The following is a 15350-nucleotide window of genomic DNA, read 5'->3' on the forward strand; positions in this document are numbered from 1 at the left end:
GGAGGACGGCACCACGGCCCGCCAGTGCTTTCGATGCTGTCGGGTGCCGCCCACGCCCCTCGGTACGACTCAGGAACGGTACTGCCATGAACAGCGACGCAAGAGTCCGCAACGACGTCGTCTCCAGCCACTCGGTCGCGGGAGCGCCGTGCTGGGTCAGCCTGACGGCGCGCGACCAGCAGGCCGCCGAGGACTTCTACCAGGCGGTGCTGGGGTGGCGATTCCGGACTACCGCGCTGATGGACCGGTTCCGGATCGCCTACGCGGACGGGGTGCCGGTCGCGGGCATCGCCGCCGTGGCCACGATGTGGCAGATGGCCGTCGCGTGGACCCCGTACTTCGCCGTGGACAGCGCCGACGAGGCGGTGGCCCGGGGCCAGGAGCGCGGCGGTACGGCGGCGGTCGGGCCCATCGGCTTCCCACCGGGCCGGGCGGCCCTGCTGGCGGACCGCGACGGGGCCGTCTTCGGCATCTGGGAGGGCCAGCTCATCGTCGGCTGGGACACCTGGCGCCGGGCCGCCCCCGCCTTCTTGCGACTGCACACACGCAACGCCTTCGACGCCGCGATGTTCTACGGCGAGGTGCTGGAGTGGGCGACCTCGCGGCCCGGCTGCTGCGAGGTGCACTACGACGGGGACGAGGTGGTCCTGCGGAGCGACGGCGACGTGGTGGCCCGTATTCACTCCGGCGCGGTGGAGGCCGCGCCCGATCCCACGATCCGGCCCCACTGGCAGGTCCATTTCGCGGTCACGGACGTCGAGGCCTGCGTCCGTGCCGCGCTGGATCACGGCGGTACGGTCCGGGACGGCGCGACCACCACGGAGGCGGTGCTGCGGGATCCCGACGGGGCGCAGTTCACGGTGACGTCGAAGCCTCAGGTGTGAGGCCGCGGCCGGGTGGCCGCGGTTGTGGGGTGCGCCACCAGAATGGTTCCCTCCGGCGCAAAAGCGTCCAATCGTGACCGGAAGTGACTGATACAGAAGCCCGTTGGCTGCAATTGCACGAAACCCCTTGCTGTCGCCCTGTTGTGGCACGTACATCTGTCCCCGCAACAGTTGTATTCCGGGGGGATGTTGGCATATGCAAGGTACGGTCGACGGATTCAGTTATGGAACGGTCACACCGCTCACGGCCTATGTCATGGCCTGTCTGGGAGCCGCTCTGGGGCTGCGCTGCATCACCCGGTCCCTGCGCAACGACCGGTCGTGGAAACCGGGCTGGCTCGCGCTGGGGGCGGCGTCGATCGGCTGCGGCATCTGGACGATGCACTTCATCGCCATGATCGGATTCCAGGTCGAGGAAAGCCGTATCCGCTACGACGTCAACCTGACGATTCTCAGCCTCGCGGTGGCGATCGCCGTGGTCGGTCTCGGCGTCCTCGCCGTCGGCTATCGCGGTGCGAACACGACGACCCTGCTGATCGCGGGCACGTTCACCGGCGTCGGGGTCGCGGCCATGCACTACATAGGCATGGCCGCCATTCGTGTGAACGGGGACCTGCGGTACGAGGCCCGTACCGTCGCGCTCTCCGTCCTGATCGCCGTCGTCGCCGCGACCGCCGCGCTCTGGGCGGCGGTCGCGATCCGCGGCTTCCTGACCAGCCTGGCGGCGAGCCTGGTCATGGGCGTCGCGGTGACCGGGATGCACTACACGGGGATGGCGGCCGTCAGTGTGCACCTGCACGGCGCGGCCGGCACACCGGATGCGGGCGACTCGGCCCACTCGCTCCTGCTGCCGATGCTCATCGGCCCGGTCCTCTTCCTGGCGCTCGCGGGAGTCGTGGTGATGTTCGACCCGATGCTCGTGCTCGGGGACGGCGACTGGAACCGGACCGCGTCCCGCCGCCGGACGCCCGCCCCGCGCACGGAACCGCCCGCCTGGTCCGGCTCGGCGTTCGAGGCCCCGCCCAGGACGGACCGGCGCGCGTACGAGCCCGGGGAGCCGGGCCGGCGCAACGGCTGAACAGGGTGGCTGTCCCGGTGTCGCCTGGACGGCCCAAGCGGGTCGGCCGCGCCGGGTCAGCCCAGGCGGGGGATCTCGATCGCCGGGCAGCGGTCCATGACCATGTCGAGGCCGGCCGCGCGGGTGCGCTCGTACGCGGCCTCGTCGATCACGCCGAGCTGGAACCAGACGGCCTTGGCGCCGATGGAGACCGCCTCGTCGGCGACGGGGCCGGCCAGGTCGCTGTTGACGAACACATCGACCACGTCGACCTCGAAGGGGATGTCCGCCAAGGAGGCGTATCCCTTCTCCCCGTGGACCGTCTCGGCCTTCGGGTGGACGGGGATCACGCGCTTGCCGTAGCGCTGGAGCACGTTCGCCACGCCGTAGGCGGCACGCCGCTCGTTGGACGACAGGCCCACGACGGCCCAGGTGTCGCCGCTCTCGGTGAGGATCTTGCGGATCGTTGCCGGGTCGCCGTGCACGGGGGGCCTCCTGCGGGTGGGTGTGTGCCTGCTGCGGCGGACAACAGCGGGCGCGGCCCGGGGATTCCCGAGGTCGCGCGGACGGCCGGAGCGGTGACCCTTGGCGCACCCCGCGCAGGAGGTCGGGGCTGCGGGGGCCATGGGCGGGTGCGGCCCGGTCAGGCCGCTCGCGCGGTTCCCCGCGCCCCTGAAAAGCCGGCGGTTCCCGCGAGCCTGGGACCAGAAGCCGGCAGTTGACCTGAGTGTGGTCACCAGTAGCTCCACGCTGTGGTCCTGGGCGTTGACGGGCGGCGGGAGCCGGGGCCTCCGCCGCACTGCCGCGTGGCTGCGAAAGGTGCCGTGATAGCTTGCCGAAGCCAGTCGAACCCATGTACGTGGGTCAGGGAATCCGGTGGAAATCCGGAGCTGACGCGCAGCGGTGAGGGTGACGGGCGGGGCATCGGCCACTGGATCGGATCAACGGTCCGGGAAGGCGCCTCGTCCGGGTGAACCCGAGTCCGAAGACCTGCTGGCGGCCTCCGCGGTCCCGAGACGGCGGGGGAGCACCGTACGACCGGGCTCCGCGTTCGAGCCCTCGACGTCTGAGGAACTTCCGTGCCCATCGCACGCCCCGCCCGTCCTGCCGCCCTGCTCCTGTCCGGGATCGTCCTGCTGACCGGCTGCGGCGGCGCCGACCCGCCCGCCGACGGCAAGGCCCCCGCGGCGGCCGTCACCCTGGAGAACTGCGGCCGCACCGTCCGCGTGGAGTCCCCGCCGCGAAGGGCCGTCTCCCTCAACCAGGGCACCACCGAGATCCTGTTCTCGCTGGGCCTCGCCGACCGGATGGCCGGCACCGCCACCTGGACCGACCCGGTGATGAAGGGCCTGGAGAAGGCCGACGCGAAGGTCGAGCGGATCGCCGACAACAACCCCTCCTTCGAACGGGTCCTGGACGCCGACCCCGACTTCGTCGCCGCCTCGTTCGTGTCCACGCTCGGCAAGGGGGGCGTCGCCACCCGCGAGCAGTTCGAGAAGCTCGGCGTACCCGCGTACGTCTCGCCCTCCGACTGCGCGGGCAAGGACAACACCGGCGACGGCGACGGCGCCCGCGAGCAGCCCCTCGGCATCGACGCCGTCTACGGCGAGATACGTGACCTGGCCGAGGTGTTCGGCGTGCGGGAGCGGGGCGACAAGCTGGTCGCCGAGCTCCGGCAGCGCATGAAGAAGGCCACTTCGGGCATCGACGCCTCGGACGTCTCCCTCCTGTACTGGTTCGCCAACTCCGAGTCGCCCTACATGGCGGGCTGCTGCGGCGCCCCCGGCATCATCACGCGGGCGTTCGGCGCGAGGAACGTCTTCGACGACACCCACGAGGAATGGCCCCAGATCAACTGGGAGACGGTCGCCGACCGCGACCCCGACGTCCTCGTCATCGGCGATCTGACCCGCAAGTCGCAGACCGCCGAGTCCGCGAAGAGGAAGATCGAGTTCCTGGAGTCCGACCCGGTCACCAAGAACATGACCGCCGTGAGGAAGAAGCGGTACGTCCTGCTCAGCGGGCAGGCCATGAACCCGACCATCCGTACCGTCGAGGGCGTCGAACAAGTGGCCGCCGCCCTTCGGGAGTTCGGGCTCACGGGGTGACCCGCCGGGTGACACGGCCGCGCGTGGGACTGCTCTGCGCGGCCGGCGCGGCACTGCTCGTCGCATCGATCGCCGTCGCCATCACCATCGGCCCGGCGGACATCCGCGTAGCCGACGTCTGGTCCGTGGTCGCGTCCCATCTCGGCTGGGGGAGTACGGAACTGAGCCCCATCCGGGACGGGATCGTCTGGCAGCTGCGACTGCCGCGCACCCTGCTGGCCGCCGTCTGCGGAGCCGGGCTCGCCGTGTGCGGCGCGGTGATGCAGTCCCTGCTGCGCAACCCGCTCGCCGACCCCTTCGTCCTCGGGGTGTCCTCCGGAGCGTCGACCGGCGCGGTCGTCGTGGTCGTCCTCGGCGCAGGCGGCGGCCTGGTGTCGGTCTCCGCGGGGGCGTTCCTCGGAGCGCTGCTCTCGTTCGGCCTCGTCCTGCTGCTCAGCCACACCCTCGGCGGGACGACGGACCGCGTGGTGCTCAGCGGTGTCGCCGCGATGCAGCTCTTCTCCGCGCTCACGTCCTTCGTGGTGATGACCGCCGCCGACGCCGAGACCACCCGCGGTGTGCTGTTCTGGCTGCTCGGCTCACTCGGCGGGGTCGGCTGGACCGACGTCCGGGTCTGCCTCGCGGTCCTGGTGGTCGCGCTCGTGGTCTGTCTGGCGTACGCGCGCACGCTCGACGCGTTCGCCTTCGGCCAGGACGCCGCCGCGACCCTCGGGGTGTCCGTGGCCCGCACCCGGCTGGTGCTGCTGTGCGTGACAGCGCTCCTGACGGCCGCGCTCGTCAGCTCGGCGGGGGCCATCGGCTTCGTCGGACTCGTCCTGCCGCACGCCGCCCGCGCGTTGGTGGGCTCCGGTCACGCCCGGCTGCTGCCGGTCGCCGCCCTCGCCGGGGCGGTGTTCCTGGTGTGGGTGGACACCCTGGCCCGTACCGCCCTCGACCCCCAGGAGGTGCCCGTGGGCGTGGTCACCTCACTCATCGGCGTACCGGTGTTCGTGCTGGTGCTGTACCGGACGCGAAGGACACGATGACGACTGGACGCGTGCAGACCACTCAGGGCGCCGAGAGCACCGAGAGCACCGAGAGCGCCGAGAGCGCCGAGAGCGCCGCGAGCAGCGAAGGGGCCGAGAAGGGTGCGGCCGTGCCGGATGTCGGCCTCCGGGCCCGGCGCGTCACCCGTACCGCCGACGGACGCGTCATCCTGGACGGCGTCAGCATCAGCCCCGCTCCCGGCACCACCGTCGGTCTCCTCGGCCCGAACGGCTCCGGCAAGTCCACCCTCCTGCGGCTGCTCTCCGGCGTCCTCGCCCCGGCCTCGGGCGTGGTCACCCTCGACGGCAGTCCGTTCGGCGCACTGGGCCGCCGCGACATCGCCCGCCGTATCGCGGTGGTCGAGCAGCAGTCCGACACACAGGTCGAGTTGAGCGTCCTGGACGTCGTACGCCTGGGCCGCACACCGCACCGCCGCGCCTGGACGCCCCCCTCACCGGCCGACGAGGAGGCCGTACGCGACGCCATGGCCCGCACCGGCCTCGCCGACCGCGCCCAGCAGTCCTGGCACACCCTCTCCGGCGGTGAGCGCCAACGCGTGCAGATCGCCCGTGCCCTCGCCCAGGAACCCCGCGAACTCCTCCTGGACGAACCGACCAACCACCTCGACATCCAGCACCAGCTCGACCTGCTGAACCTCGTCACCTCGCTGCCCCTCACCAGCGTCGTCGCCCTGCACGACCTCAACCTCGCGGCGATGTACTGCGACCGGCTCGTCGTCCTGCGCGAGGGACGCGTGGTGGCCGTCGGGACACCGGCCGAGGTGCTCACCGAGGAACTCATCGCCGAGGTGTACGGCGTACGGACCGCCGTCACCCGCGACGACACCGGCGGCTCCGGCGGCCGGCCGCACGTGCGTTTTCTGGGCACCGTGAGCCGCCCCGTGCCACGGGAACCCGCCCAAACGTTTCCGGAATGATGTCGGCATCCCTGCGCGTGGCCCCTCGCACGCCTACGCTCAGCCCGTGCTGCGTATCACCGACGCCCGAACAGGCGAACCCGTCACCGCCACCCCGGCCCGCCGGGGCCTGACCCGCGTCGAGGCGCGGGTGGAGCGCCCCGACGCCACCGGCCTGCGCGTGCTCCTGACCGCCGACGTCCTCGTACGGGCCCTGGAGATCGGCGGGACACCCGTGTGGACCGTGATGACCGGCACGGAGGAACGCGCGGAACTGCGGGCCCGGGCCAGGGCGCTCGGCATCCGGCCGTTCGAGGACGAACGGGACAACAGCGGCCCCGGCCTCGGCGAGGCCCAGGTACTGCGCGTGCGCGCCCGGACCGACGAGCCGGTCGACGAGTCGTCCGACGGCGTGACCACCGCCGACGAGGCGGCGGGCGGGCTGCGCGTCGAGGTCGCCCCGGCCGACATCGAGAGCGCGGTGGCGCGGGACGACGAGAGCGCCTCCGCCCTGCGCCTCGCTCTGCTCGCCCGCCCCCGGGGTGCGGAGCTGCGGCTCGGCGCGGCCGAACTCGCGGACGCCGAGAGCCAGTTGCAGCGCTGGCGGGGCGCCGTCGCCACCTGGGCCACCCGGCCCTCGGGGCCCATCCCCGATCCCGTACGGGACCAGTTGCGCGCCGCCTGGGAGGACGACCTCGACGTGCCCGCCGTCCTGGGCGTGCTGCGGAAGGTGGAGACGTCCGGCACCGTTCCGGACGGGGCCCGCTTCGAGACGTACGCCTACGCGGACCGGCTGCTCGGCCTTGAGCTGACCCGGGACATCGGCCGCGGGGCTCCGGCGTGATCGCGCGCGCCGGAGCGGGCCCGCTGCGCCGGCTGGTCGTGCTGCGGCACGCCAAGTCCGCCTGGCCCGACGACGTCCCGGACCACGAGCGGCCGCTCGCGTCGCGCGGGCGCCGGGACGCACCGGCCGCCGGACGCGTCCTCGCCGGCGCCGACTGCCTGCCGGACCTCGCGCTCTGTTCCACCGCCGTACGCGCCCGGGAGACCTGGGAACTGGCCGCCGCCCAGTGGGGCACACCCCCTCCGGTACGCCACGACGCACGGCTGTACGCGGCGGAGGTGCCCGAGTTGCTCGAAGCGGTGCGCGAGGCCCCGGCGGAGGCCGAGACCCTGCTGCTCGTCGGGCACAACCCCGGCCTGGAGGAACTGGTCCTCACCCTGGCGGGCGACAGCCTCGACGACGCGCTGGACGACGTCCGCACGAAGTTCCCCACCTCGGCGATCGCGGTCCTCACCTGGCACGGCACCGGCTGGGCGTCCCTGGCCCCCGGCACGGCACTGCTCACGGACATGATGGTGGCGCGCGGGAAGAAGGGGCACCACGGGCGGGGGCGATAGCCCGGTCTGCGCCCCTCGCCGGAGGCGCGTCCCTGAGTGCGGCGGCGTCATGGCGGGCGTAGGGGATTGCGCAGTTCCCCGCGCCCCCGAGGAGGGCTGGTCTGTGGGTGCGGCGCCGCTGCGGCGGGCGTACACGATTGCGCAGTTCCCCGCGCCCCTGAAAGGCGCGTCCCCGGGTGCGGCGCCGTGGTGGCGGGTGCGCCGGCCGGTGGTCGCACGCGTGTGCGTGGCGCGCATACGCTGGGTGGATGCAGGACGAGTACCGCACCGTGGCCCGCGCAGGGGTGCACGAGACCGAGATCAACCGCTCCCGCTTCCTCTGCGCACTGGCACCGGCGGCCACCGAGCGGGAGGCCCAGGCCTTCGTCGCGGCCGTCCGCAAGGAGCACGCGAACGCGTCGCACCACTGCTTCGCGTACGTCATCGGCGCGGACGCCGCCGTACAGAGGGCGAGCGACGACGGCGAACCGGGCGGCACCGCGGGCGTCCCGATGCTCCAGATGCTGCTGCGCCGCGACATGCGGTACGTCGTCGCCGTCGTCACCCGCTACTACGGAGGAGTCAAACTCGGCGCGGGCGGACTCATCCGGGCCTACGGCGGTGCGGTCGGAGAGGCACTGGACACCCTCGGCACCCTCACGCGCAGGCGGTTCCGCCTCGCGACCGTGACCGTCGACCACCAGCGGGCGGGCAAGGTGCAGAACGACCTGCGCTCCACCGGCCGCGAGGTGCGTGACGTGCGCTACGGGGAGGCCGTCACCATCGAGATCGGGCTGCCGGACGCCGAGGTGGAGGCCTTCCGGAGCCGGCTGGCCGACAGCACGGCGGGCACCGCCGGATTCGAACTGGGCGGAGAGGCGTACGGGGACGCATAAGCCGCACATCGGGCTGTTACGGGAGTAGCCGCCCGTGATGTCCGACCCGGCCGTTAGTCTCGGGGATCATGAGGCTCCTGCACACTTCCGACTGGCATCTGGGCCGGGCGTTCCACCGCGTGAACATGCTCGGGGCCCAGGCCGACTTCATCGGTCACCTCGTCGCGACCGTGCGCGAGCGCGCCGTGGACGCCGTGGTCGTGTCGGGGGACGTGTACGACCGGGCCGTGCCCCCGCTGGCCGCGGTCGAGCTCTTCGACGACGTGCTGCACCGCCTCGCCGACCTCGGCGTGCCCACGGTGATGATCTCCGGGAACCACGACTCCGCGCGCCGGCTCGGCGTCGGCGCCGGACTCATCGACCGCGCGGGCATCCACCTGCGGACCGAGCCCTCGGCCTGCGGCACACCCGTGCTGCTGCGGGACGCCTTCGGGGACGTGGCCTTCTACGGACTGCCGTATCTCGAACCGGCCCTGGTCCGGGACGAGTTCGGCGTGGAGAAAGCGGGCCACGAGAGTGTGCTCGCCGCCGCCATGGACCGGGTGCGCGCCGACCTCGCCACGCGCGCGCCGGGCACCCGTTCCGTCGTCCTCGCCCATGCCTTCGTCACGGGCGGCGAGGCCAGCGACAGCGAGCGGGACATCACCGTGGGCGGGGTCGCCGCCGTCCCCGCCGGGGTCTTCGACGGGGTCGACTACGTCGCGCTCGGCCATCTCCACGGCAGTCAGACGATCACCGCGCGCGTCCGTTACTCGGGCTCCCCGCTGCCGTACTCCTTCTCGGAGACCGACCACCGCAAGAGCATGTGGCTGGTCGAGCTGGGAGCCGACGGCTCGGTGGCGGCCGAGCGCCTCGACTGCCCCGTTCCGCGCGCGCTGGCCCGTGTCCGGGGAGAGCTGGAGGAGCTGCTTGCCGATCCGGAACTGACGCGCCACGAGGAGGCGTGGGTCGAGGCGACCCTCACCGACCCGGTGCGTCCCGCCGACCCCATGGCCCGGCTCACCGGGCGGTTCCCGCACACGCTCAGCCTCGTCTTCGATCCCGAGCGGGCACCCGACGACCCGGACCTCTCGTACGCCCGGCGGCTCGCGGGCCGCAGCGACCAGCAGATCGCGGAGGACTTCGTGGCCCATGTGCGCGGCGCCGGCCCCGACGAGCGCGAACAGGCCGTGCTCCAGGACGCGTTCGACACCGTCCGCGCCGACGACACGGTCCGCGAGGTCGCCCGGTGACCGCCGTGACCGCCGTGACCGCCGTGACCGCCGTGACCGCCGTGACCGTCGTTCCCGACCGGAACGGTCCGGTCCGCGCGTTCCGCACCGAGAGGACCCGATGAGGCTGCACCGGCTGCACATCACCGCCTTCGGGCCCTTCGGCGGTGCCCAGGAGGTCGATTTCGACGACCTGTCGACCGCCGGACTCTTCCTGCTGCACGGGCCGACCGGAGCGGGCAAGACCTCCGTCCTGGACGCCGTCTGCTTCGCGCTGTACGGCTCCGTACCGGGCGCCCGCCAGGGCGGTTCGCTGCGCAGCGACCACGCGCTCCCCGACATCCGTACCGAGGTCACGCTCGAACTCACCGTGTCCGGGCGGCGGTTGGAGATCACCCGGCAGCCTCCCTTCGCGCGTCCCAAGAAGCGCGGCACGGGCACCACCACGGAGAAGGCACAGAGCTGGCTGCGCGAGTACCACGCGCCCGCGGGCTCCTGGAAGGACCTCAGCCGCTCGCACCAGGAGATCGGCGAGGAGATCACCCAGCTCCTCGGGATGAGCCGCGAGCAGTTCTGCCAGGTCGTGCTGCTTCCCCAGGGCGACTTCGCGCGCTTCCTGCGGGCCGACGCCGAGGCCCGCGGCCGGCTCCTCGGCCGGCTCTTCGACACACAGCGCTTCGCCGCCGTCGAGCAGCGCCTGGCCGAGCGCAGGCGCACGGCCGAGACACAAGTACGCGCCGGGGACGCCGAGTTGCTCGCGGGCGCCCACCGGATGCAGCAGGCGGCCGGCGACCTCGTCGAACTGCCGCTGCCCGAGCTGGCGCCCGGTGACCCGGGGCTCGCCGAGGCCGTGCTGGAGTGGGCGGCGATCAACAGGAGCACGGCCCGCGAGTGGTTCACGATCGCCCACCGTGCGCAGGCGGCCACCGAGTCGGCGCAGGCCACCGCGGCCCGCGTACTGGAAGACGTACGTGAAGTGGCGCGGCTGCAGCGGCGGTTCGCCGAGGCCGGGGAGCGGGCCGCCCGGCTGGAGGAGCGCTCAGGGGCCCATCGGGACGACCGGACGCGCATGGAGCGGGCCCGCAAGGCCGAGGCGGTGGCGCCCGCGCTCGGGCTGCGGGAGGCGATCGAGGCCGAGCACCGGCGGGCGGCCGACGCCGAGGCACACGCGCGTGCACAGCTCTCCGAGGCCTTCTCCGGGGCCGGGGCCACGGGGCTCGCGACCGCCGCCCGCAGGGCCGCCGAAGAGCTGGGCGGACTGGAGTCGGCCCGCCGGGGCGAGCAGCGGCTCACGGAACTCGCCGCCGAACGCGCCAAGTTGGACCGTCAGGAGCGCGCCGACGAGGACGTGCTGCACGACGCCGAGCAGTGGCTCTCCGGCTGGGAGACGACCAGGGCCGGGCTCCAGACCCGTATCGAGACGGCCCAGGAGGCCGCCACCCGCGCCGAACAACTCGCCGTGCAGCGCGGGCCGGCCCAGGCGCGGCTCGGGGCGGCCCGGCTGCGCGACCAGCTCGCCGGGGACACCGACGAGGCCCAGGCGCGCGTGCTCGCCGCGCGCGAACAGGCGGTGGACGCGCGCGGCCACTGGCTGGAGCTCAAGGAACAGCGACTCAAGGGCATCGCCGCGGAGCTCGCCGCGGGCCTCGTGGACGGGCAGGCCTGCGCTGTCTGCGGGGCCACCGAGCACCCCGCTCCCGCCCGCAAGGTCGACGGACACATCGACCAGCGGGCCGAGGAGGCAGCGCTCGCCGCGTACCAGAGCGCCGACGAGCGGCGCACGGAGGAGGAGCGCCGCCTCGGAGTGGTGCGCGAGGCGCTGGCCGCCGCGACCGCGGAGGCGGGCGACACCCCCACCGGCCGACTCGCCGAGCAGGCCGAGGAGTTGGAGAAGCGGCACGCCGAGGCGCGGGACGCCGCCTCCGGGCTGCACCCGGCAGGAGAGGCGCTCCGGCAGGCCGGGCACGAGCACGAGCGACGGCTCGCCGCCCACCAGGAGGCCGCGGTGCGCGGGGCGTCACGGAGCGCGCGCCGGGACGCCCTCGCCCGTGAAACGGCCGCCCTGGAAGAGGAGTTGACGCAGGCCAGAGGTTCGGCAAGCAGTGTGGCCGAGCGGGCCGCGCAGCTGGAGCGGCAGGTTTCGACGCTCACCGAGGCCGCGGACGCCGCGCGCGTCGCGGCGGACACCGCACAGCGGCTCAAGGACGCCGACGCGCGACTCGCCGACGCGGCCTTCCGCGCCGGGTTCGACACGCCGCAGGCCGCCGCGGCGGCCCTCCTCGACGACGCGGCCCACCGCGACCTGCAACGACGGCTCGACTCCTGGCAGCAGGAGGAGGCGACGGTCCGCGCGGTGCTCGCGGAGGCCGAGACTGCCGCCGCCGCGGACCGGCCGCCCGCCGACGTCCGCACCGCCGAACAGACCACCGCCGTGGCCGTGCGACGGATGCGCGAAGCCGCCTCCGCGCGGGACGCGGCGGCCCGCCGCTGCACGGAGTTGGACCGGCTCTCCCACCGGGCCACCGCGTCCGTGCGCCGGCTGGGGCCGCTGCGCGAGGAGTACGACCGCGTGGCCCGCCTCGCGACACTCGCGGCCGGCACCTCCGCGGACAACGAACGCAGGATGCGCCTGGAGTCGTACGTCCTCGCGGCCCGGCTGGAACAGGTCGCGGCGGCGGCCAGCGCTCGGCTGCAGCGCATGTCCGCCGGGCGCTACACCCTCGTCCACTCCGACGACCGGGCAGGGCGGGGCCGCAGCGGGCTCGGGCTGCACGTCGTCGACGCCTGGACCGGGCGTGAGCGCGACACGGCGACGCTCTCCGGCGGCGAGACGTTCTTCGCCTCCCTCGCGCTCGCGCTGGGCCTCGCGGACGTGGTCACGGACGAGGCGGGAGGAGTCCGGCTGGACACGCTCTTCATCGACGAGGGCTTCGGCAGTCTCGACGACCAGACGCTCGACGAGGTCCTGGACGTACTGGACTCGCTGCGGGAGCGGGACCGCAGCGTCGGCATCGTCAGTCATGTCGCGGATCTGCGGCGCCGTATCCACGCGCAACTGGAGGTGGTGAAGGGGCGCTCGGGGTCGGTCGTCCGGCAGCGGGGCGGCGACGGCGGCTGACGGACGCGGCCGTTCGCTGCTTCAGTGGCCGTTCGCTGCTTCAGCGGCCGTTCGCTGCTTCAGCGGCCGAGAGGGCGCCGTGGCAGGGGTGACGAGTACACGACGCTCGTCGTCACCGAGCCGAGTGTGCCGATCCGGCCCGACACCTCCTCCAGGTGGCTCATCGAACGCGTCGCGACCTTGATCACGAAGCAGTCGTCCCCCGTCACATGGTGCGCCTCCAGGATCTCGGGCGTGGCCGCGATCAGATCGTGGAACGGCTTGTAGTTGCCGTTCGGGTAGCGCAGCCGCACGAACGCGAGAATCGGCAGGCCGAGACTTTCCGGGTCCACGACGGCCGCGTACCCCTGGATGACGCCCGCCTCCTCCAGGTGCCGCACCCGCTCGGTGACCGCGCTCGCGGACATGGAGACGGCACGGGCCAGCTCGGCGAAGCCGGTGCGGCCCTCACGCTGGAGGACTTCGAGAATGCGCCAGTCGGTGGCGTCCGGGGAATACGCGGTCATGACCGAGGAATAGCAGGGGAATCCCCGGCCGATCAAGCCAGAGGCCGGGGATCGCGCCTTCTGAGCGAGGGATCACCGGCCGTAGATTCGAGGCATGAAGAGCAGCGCCGTCACCCGTATCCCCGTTCTGCGCGTCGCCCCGGCGTCGCCCGCCGAGGCCGTCGCCCACTTCGGGGCGAGCCTCGCCTTCCACGCCGACGTGTCCGACGTCGCCGCCGCCCTGGCGGCCGACGGCGGCGACGGCGAGGGCGACCCCGGCTTCGTCGTCGTCGACTCCCGCTCCACGGAGTCCTGGGACCAGGGCCATGTGCCCGGCGCGATCCACCTGCCCACCGCCCTGATCCCCGAACAGGCCGGCCGACTCCTGGACCGGGCGGTACCGGTCGTCACCTACTGCTGGGGCCCGGGCTGCAACGGCGCGACCCGGGCCGCCCTCGCCCTCGCCGAACTCGGTTACCAGGTGAAGGAGATGCTCGGCGGGTTCGAGTACTGGGTGCGCGAGGGCTTCGAGTTCGAGACCTGGGAAGGGCGCGAGCGGCGTCCCGCCGACCCGTTGACGGCACCGGCCGGGGCGGCGGACTGCGGCTGCTGAGGGGCGTACGGACTCAGTCGCGTATCAGCTCCGAGGTTGGGTAAAGAAAGCGTCAATCACGGTCGGTCGGGGCGTGTAGTTTCTGCCCATGGCGAGTTATGCGGACCCCGGTTCGGTCGAACAGGTCGAGTGGGTCGAGTCCGGCGGTGGGCCGCTCATAGCGATCCCGGAAGTGGTGCTGCCGTTCTGGACGGGAGCCGACGGCGACGAGCTGGCCTCCGACTACGACAGGGCGTGCGAGGTGGAGGGCCTCGTCGGCCTGCTGCCCGTCGGCAACACCACGGCCCTCGTCCTGGGCGACGAACCGGCCGCCACCTCCTACCTGCCCGAACACGGCACGCTCGTACGGTGGTCCGCGGGCGACTCGGAGCGTGAGCTGCTGGCCGGGGTGCCGGCCGCCCTCGCCACCGCGGCGTGGGGGCGCGAGGTGCACTGGGAGGTTCCCGGGGCCGTCGTGCTGTTCGACGCGGCGTGGCCGGGGGAGGAGTCGACGAGGACGGGACGTCTGCGCATCGCCCTCGAACCGGGCCGGTACGCGGTGCGCGCGGCGCACGCCGAACCGGGCCCGGAGACATGGATCGGACTCGTCCGACTGAGGCTGCTGGGGCGCTGATCGGGGGTGGCGGGCGCGGTCGGTGAGCCGACCGGTGGGCCCGCCGCGGAAAATGACATGCGCGCGGCCCGAGTGCCGCCCATCATGGTCCGCCATGCCTCAACTCCGTCCATCCGCACCCGCCCCCGAAGAACTCGCACCCGCGCCCGAAGACCTCCGCCGCGATCCGCTGCCGCTGCGCGGACGTACCGCTCTCGTCACCGGTGCCGGCCGGCGCGCGGGAATCGGCTACGCCGTGGCCCGGCGCCTGGCCGCGTACGGAGCGAGCGTCTATCTGCACCATCACGTGCCGCACGATGCCGCGATGCCCTGGGGCGCGGACCGGCCGGAGGAGGTGGCGGCCGACGTGCGCGAAGCGCTCGGCGATCCGGGCGCCCGGGTCGTCCACGGACCGGGCGACCTCTCCGTGCCGGACGCCCCGGCCGGGCTGATCGCCCGAGCGGCGGACGCACTCGGCGGGCGGATCGACATCCTCGTCGCCAACCACGCGCTCAGCGGTTCGGACGGCCCGCTGGACTCCGTCGACGCGGCGATGCTCGACGCGCACTGGGCCGTCGACACCCGGTCGGTGATCCTCCTCGTCCAGGCTTACGCCCGGCTGCGTGCCACGTTGCCGCCGCGTACACCGGGCGGGCGCGTCATGATGACGACGTCCGGCCAGGACATGGCGGGCGGCATGCCCGGTGAGATCGCGTACGCCCTGCAGAAGGGCGCCCTCGCCTCGGTCACCCGTTCCCTGGCGACCACGTTCGTCGAGCACGCCGTCACGGTGAACACCGTCAATCCGGGCCCGGTGGACACCGGCTATCTGACCGGGGAGGCGTACGGGGCGGTCGCCTCGATGTTCCCCGGCGGGCGCTGGGGGATGCCGGACGATCCCGCGCGGCTCATCGCCTGGCTCGCCACGGACGAGGCCGGGTGGATCACCGGACAGGTCATCGCCTCGGAGGGCGGATTCCGGCGCTGAGGTGTCCGGGCACGGCGCCGAGGTGCTCGTACGCCGAGGTGCTGGTACGCCGAGGTGCTGGTACGCCGAGGTGCTG

The 15350-nt window shown here is 73.2% G+C and carries 15 protein-coding genes and 1 riboswitch; of the genes, 13 read left to right on the forward strand and 2 right to left on the reverse strand.

Annotated elements, in window-relative coordinates:
- Nucleotides 1–86: 86 nt before the first annotated feature.
- Complete coding sequence (locus ACIOKD_RS22310; RefSeq protein ID WP_402086626.1) at nt 87–884, forward strand: VOC family protein; 798 nt, start codon at nt 87–89, stop codon at nt 882–884.
- A gap of 196 nt (nt 885–1080) precedes the next feature.
- Entirely contained in the window at nt 1081–1962 is an 882-nt protein-coding gene (locus ACIOKD_RS22315; protein WP_402086628.1) for an MHYT domain-containing protein, read from the forward strand.
- A 56-nt stretch (nt 1963–2018) separates the two neighbouring features.
- Here the strand turns inward: ACIOKD_RS22315 and ACIOKD_RS22320 are convergent, their stop codons facing one another.
- Complete coding sequence (locus ACIOKD_RS22320) at nt 2019–2426, reverse strand: CoA-binding protein (protein ID WP_402086631.1); 408 nt, start codon at nt 2424–2426, stop codon at nt 2019–2021.
- Between the two features lie 340 nt (nt 2427–2766).
- Nucleotides 2767–2954, forward strand: a riboswitch (cobalamin riboswitch).
- A 66-nt stretch (nt 2955–3020) separates the two neighbouring features.
- Here ACIOKD_RS22320 and ACIOKD_RS22325 point away from each other — a divergent pair.
- The 8 genes from ACIOKD_RS22325 (at nt 3021) to ACIOKD_RS22360 (ending at nt 12596) form a co-directional block, all read left to right on the forward strand.
- Nucleotides 3021–4049 carry an ABC transporter substrate-binding protein gene (locus ACIOKD_RS22325; RefSeq protein ID WP_402086633.1) on the forward strand — a complete coding sequence of 343 codons (1029 nt, stop codon included), beginning with the start codon at nt 3021–3023 and terminating at the stop codon, nt 4047–4049.
- Between the two features lie 8 nt (nt 4050–4057).
- Nucleotides 4058–5074, forward strand: coding sequence for a FecCD family ABC transporter permease (locus tag ACIOKD_RS22330; protein WP_402086636.1), 1017 nt, complete (start codon nt 4058–4060; stop codon nt 5072–5074).
- Nucleotides 5075–5184: 110 nt separating this feature from the next.
- A complete protein-coding gene (locus ACIOKD_RS22335; RefSeq protein WP_402087028.1) occupies nt 5185–6012 on the forward strand; it encodes an ABC transporter ATP-binding protein in 828 nt (275 codons plus the stop codon).
- A gap of 46 nt (nt 6013–6058) precedes the next feature.
- A complete protein-coding gene (locus ACIOKD_RS22340) occupies nt 6059–6835 on the forward strand; it encodes a hypothetical protein (RefSeq protein ID WP_402086639.1) in 777 nt (258 codons plus the stop codon).
- Nucleotides 6832–7392 (forward strand): SixA phosphatase family protein, encoded by a 561-nt coding sequence (locus ACIOKD_RS22345; RefSeq protein ID WP_402086642.1) that lies wholly within the window; start codon nt 6832–6834, stop codon nt 7390–7392. The genes ACIOKD_RS22340 and ACIOKD_RS22345 overlap by 4 nt, the downstream gene beginning before the upstream one ends.
- A gap of 248 nt (nt 7393–7640) precedes the next feature.
- On the forward strand, nt 7641–8267 hold the full coding sequence (locus tag ACIOKD_RS22350) for a YigZ family protein (RefSeq protein WP_402086645.1): 627 nt from the start codon (nt 7641–7643) through the stop codon (nt 8265–8267).
- A gap of 68 nt (nt 8268–8335) precedes the next feature.
- Complete coding sequence (locus ACIOKD_RS22355; protein WP_402086647.1) at nt 8336–9499, forward strand: exonuclease SbcCD subunit D; 1164 nt, start codon at nt 8336–8338, stop codon at nt 9497–9499.
- Nucleotides 9500–9599: 100 nt separating this feature from the next.
- Nucleotides 9600–12596, forward strand: a complete 2997-nt coding sequence (locus tag ACIOKD_RS22360) for an AAA family ATPase (protein WP_402086650.1) — start codon at nt 9600–9602, stop codon at nt 12594–12596.
- A gap of 59 nt (nt 12597–12655) precedes the next feature.
- Here ACIOKD_RS22360 and ACIOKD_RS22365 read toward each other — a convergent pair whose 3' ends face one another.
- Nucleotides 12656–13102, reverse strand: a complete 447-nt coding sequence (locus ACIOKD_RS22365; protein ID WP_402086653.1) for an Lrp/AsnC family transcriptional regulator — start codon at nt 13100–13102, stop codon at nt 12656–12658.
- 94 nt (nt 13103–13196) lie between these two features.
- On the opposite strand from ACIOKD_RS22365, the gene ACIOKD_RS22370 reads away from it, so the two are divergent.
- The 3 genes from ACIOKD_RS22370 (at nt 13197) to ACIOKD_RS22380 (ending at nt 15274) form a co-directional block, all read left to right on the forward strand.
- Nucleotides 13197–13694, forward strand: coding sequence for a rhodanese-like domain-containing protein (locus ACIOKD_RS22370; RefSeq protein ID WP_402086656.1), 498 nt, complete (start codon nt 13197–13199; stop codon nt 13692–13694).
- An 88-nt stretch (nt 13695–13782) separates the two neighbouring features.
- Nucleotides 13783–14307 carry an immunity 21 family protein gene (locus ACIOKD_RS22375; protein WP_402086658.1) on the forward strand — a complete coding sequence of 175 codons (525 nt, stop codon included), beginning with the start codon at nt 13783–13785 and terminating at the stop codon, nt 14305–14307.
- 94 nt (nt 14308–14401) lie between these two features.
- Nucleotides 14402–15274 carry an SDR family oxidoreductase gene (locus tag ACIOKD_RS22380; RefSeq protein ID WP_402086661.1) on the forward strand — a complete coding sequence of 291 codons (873 nt, stop codon included), beginning with the start codon at nt 14402–14404 and terminating at the stop codon, nt 15272–15274.
- The last annotated feature ends 76 nt before the right edge of the window (nt 15275–15350 follow it).

The organism is Streptomyces sp. NPDC087844 (genome assembly GCF_044742785.1).
Taxonomy (GTDB): domain Bacteria; phylum Actinomycetota; class Actinomycetes; order Streptomycetales; family Streptomycetaceae; genus Streptomyces.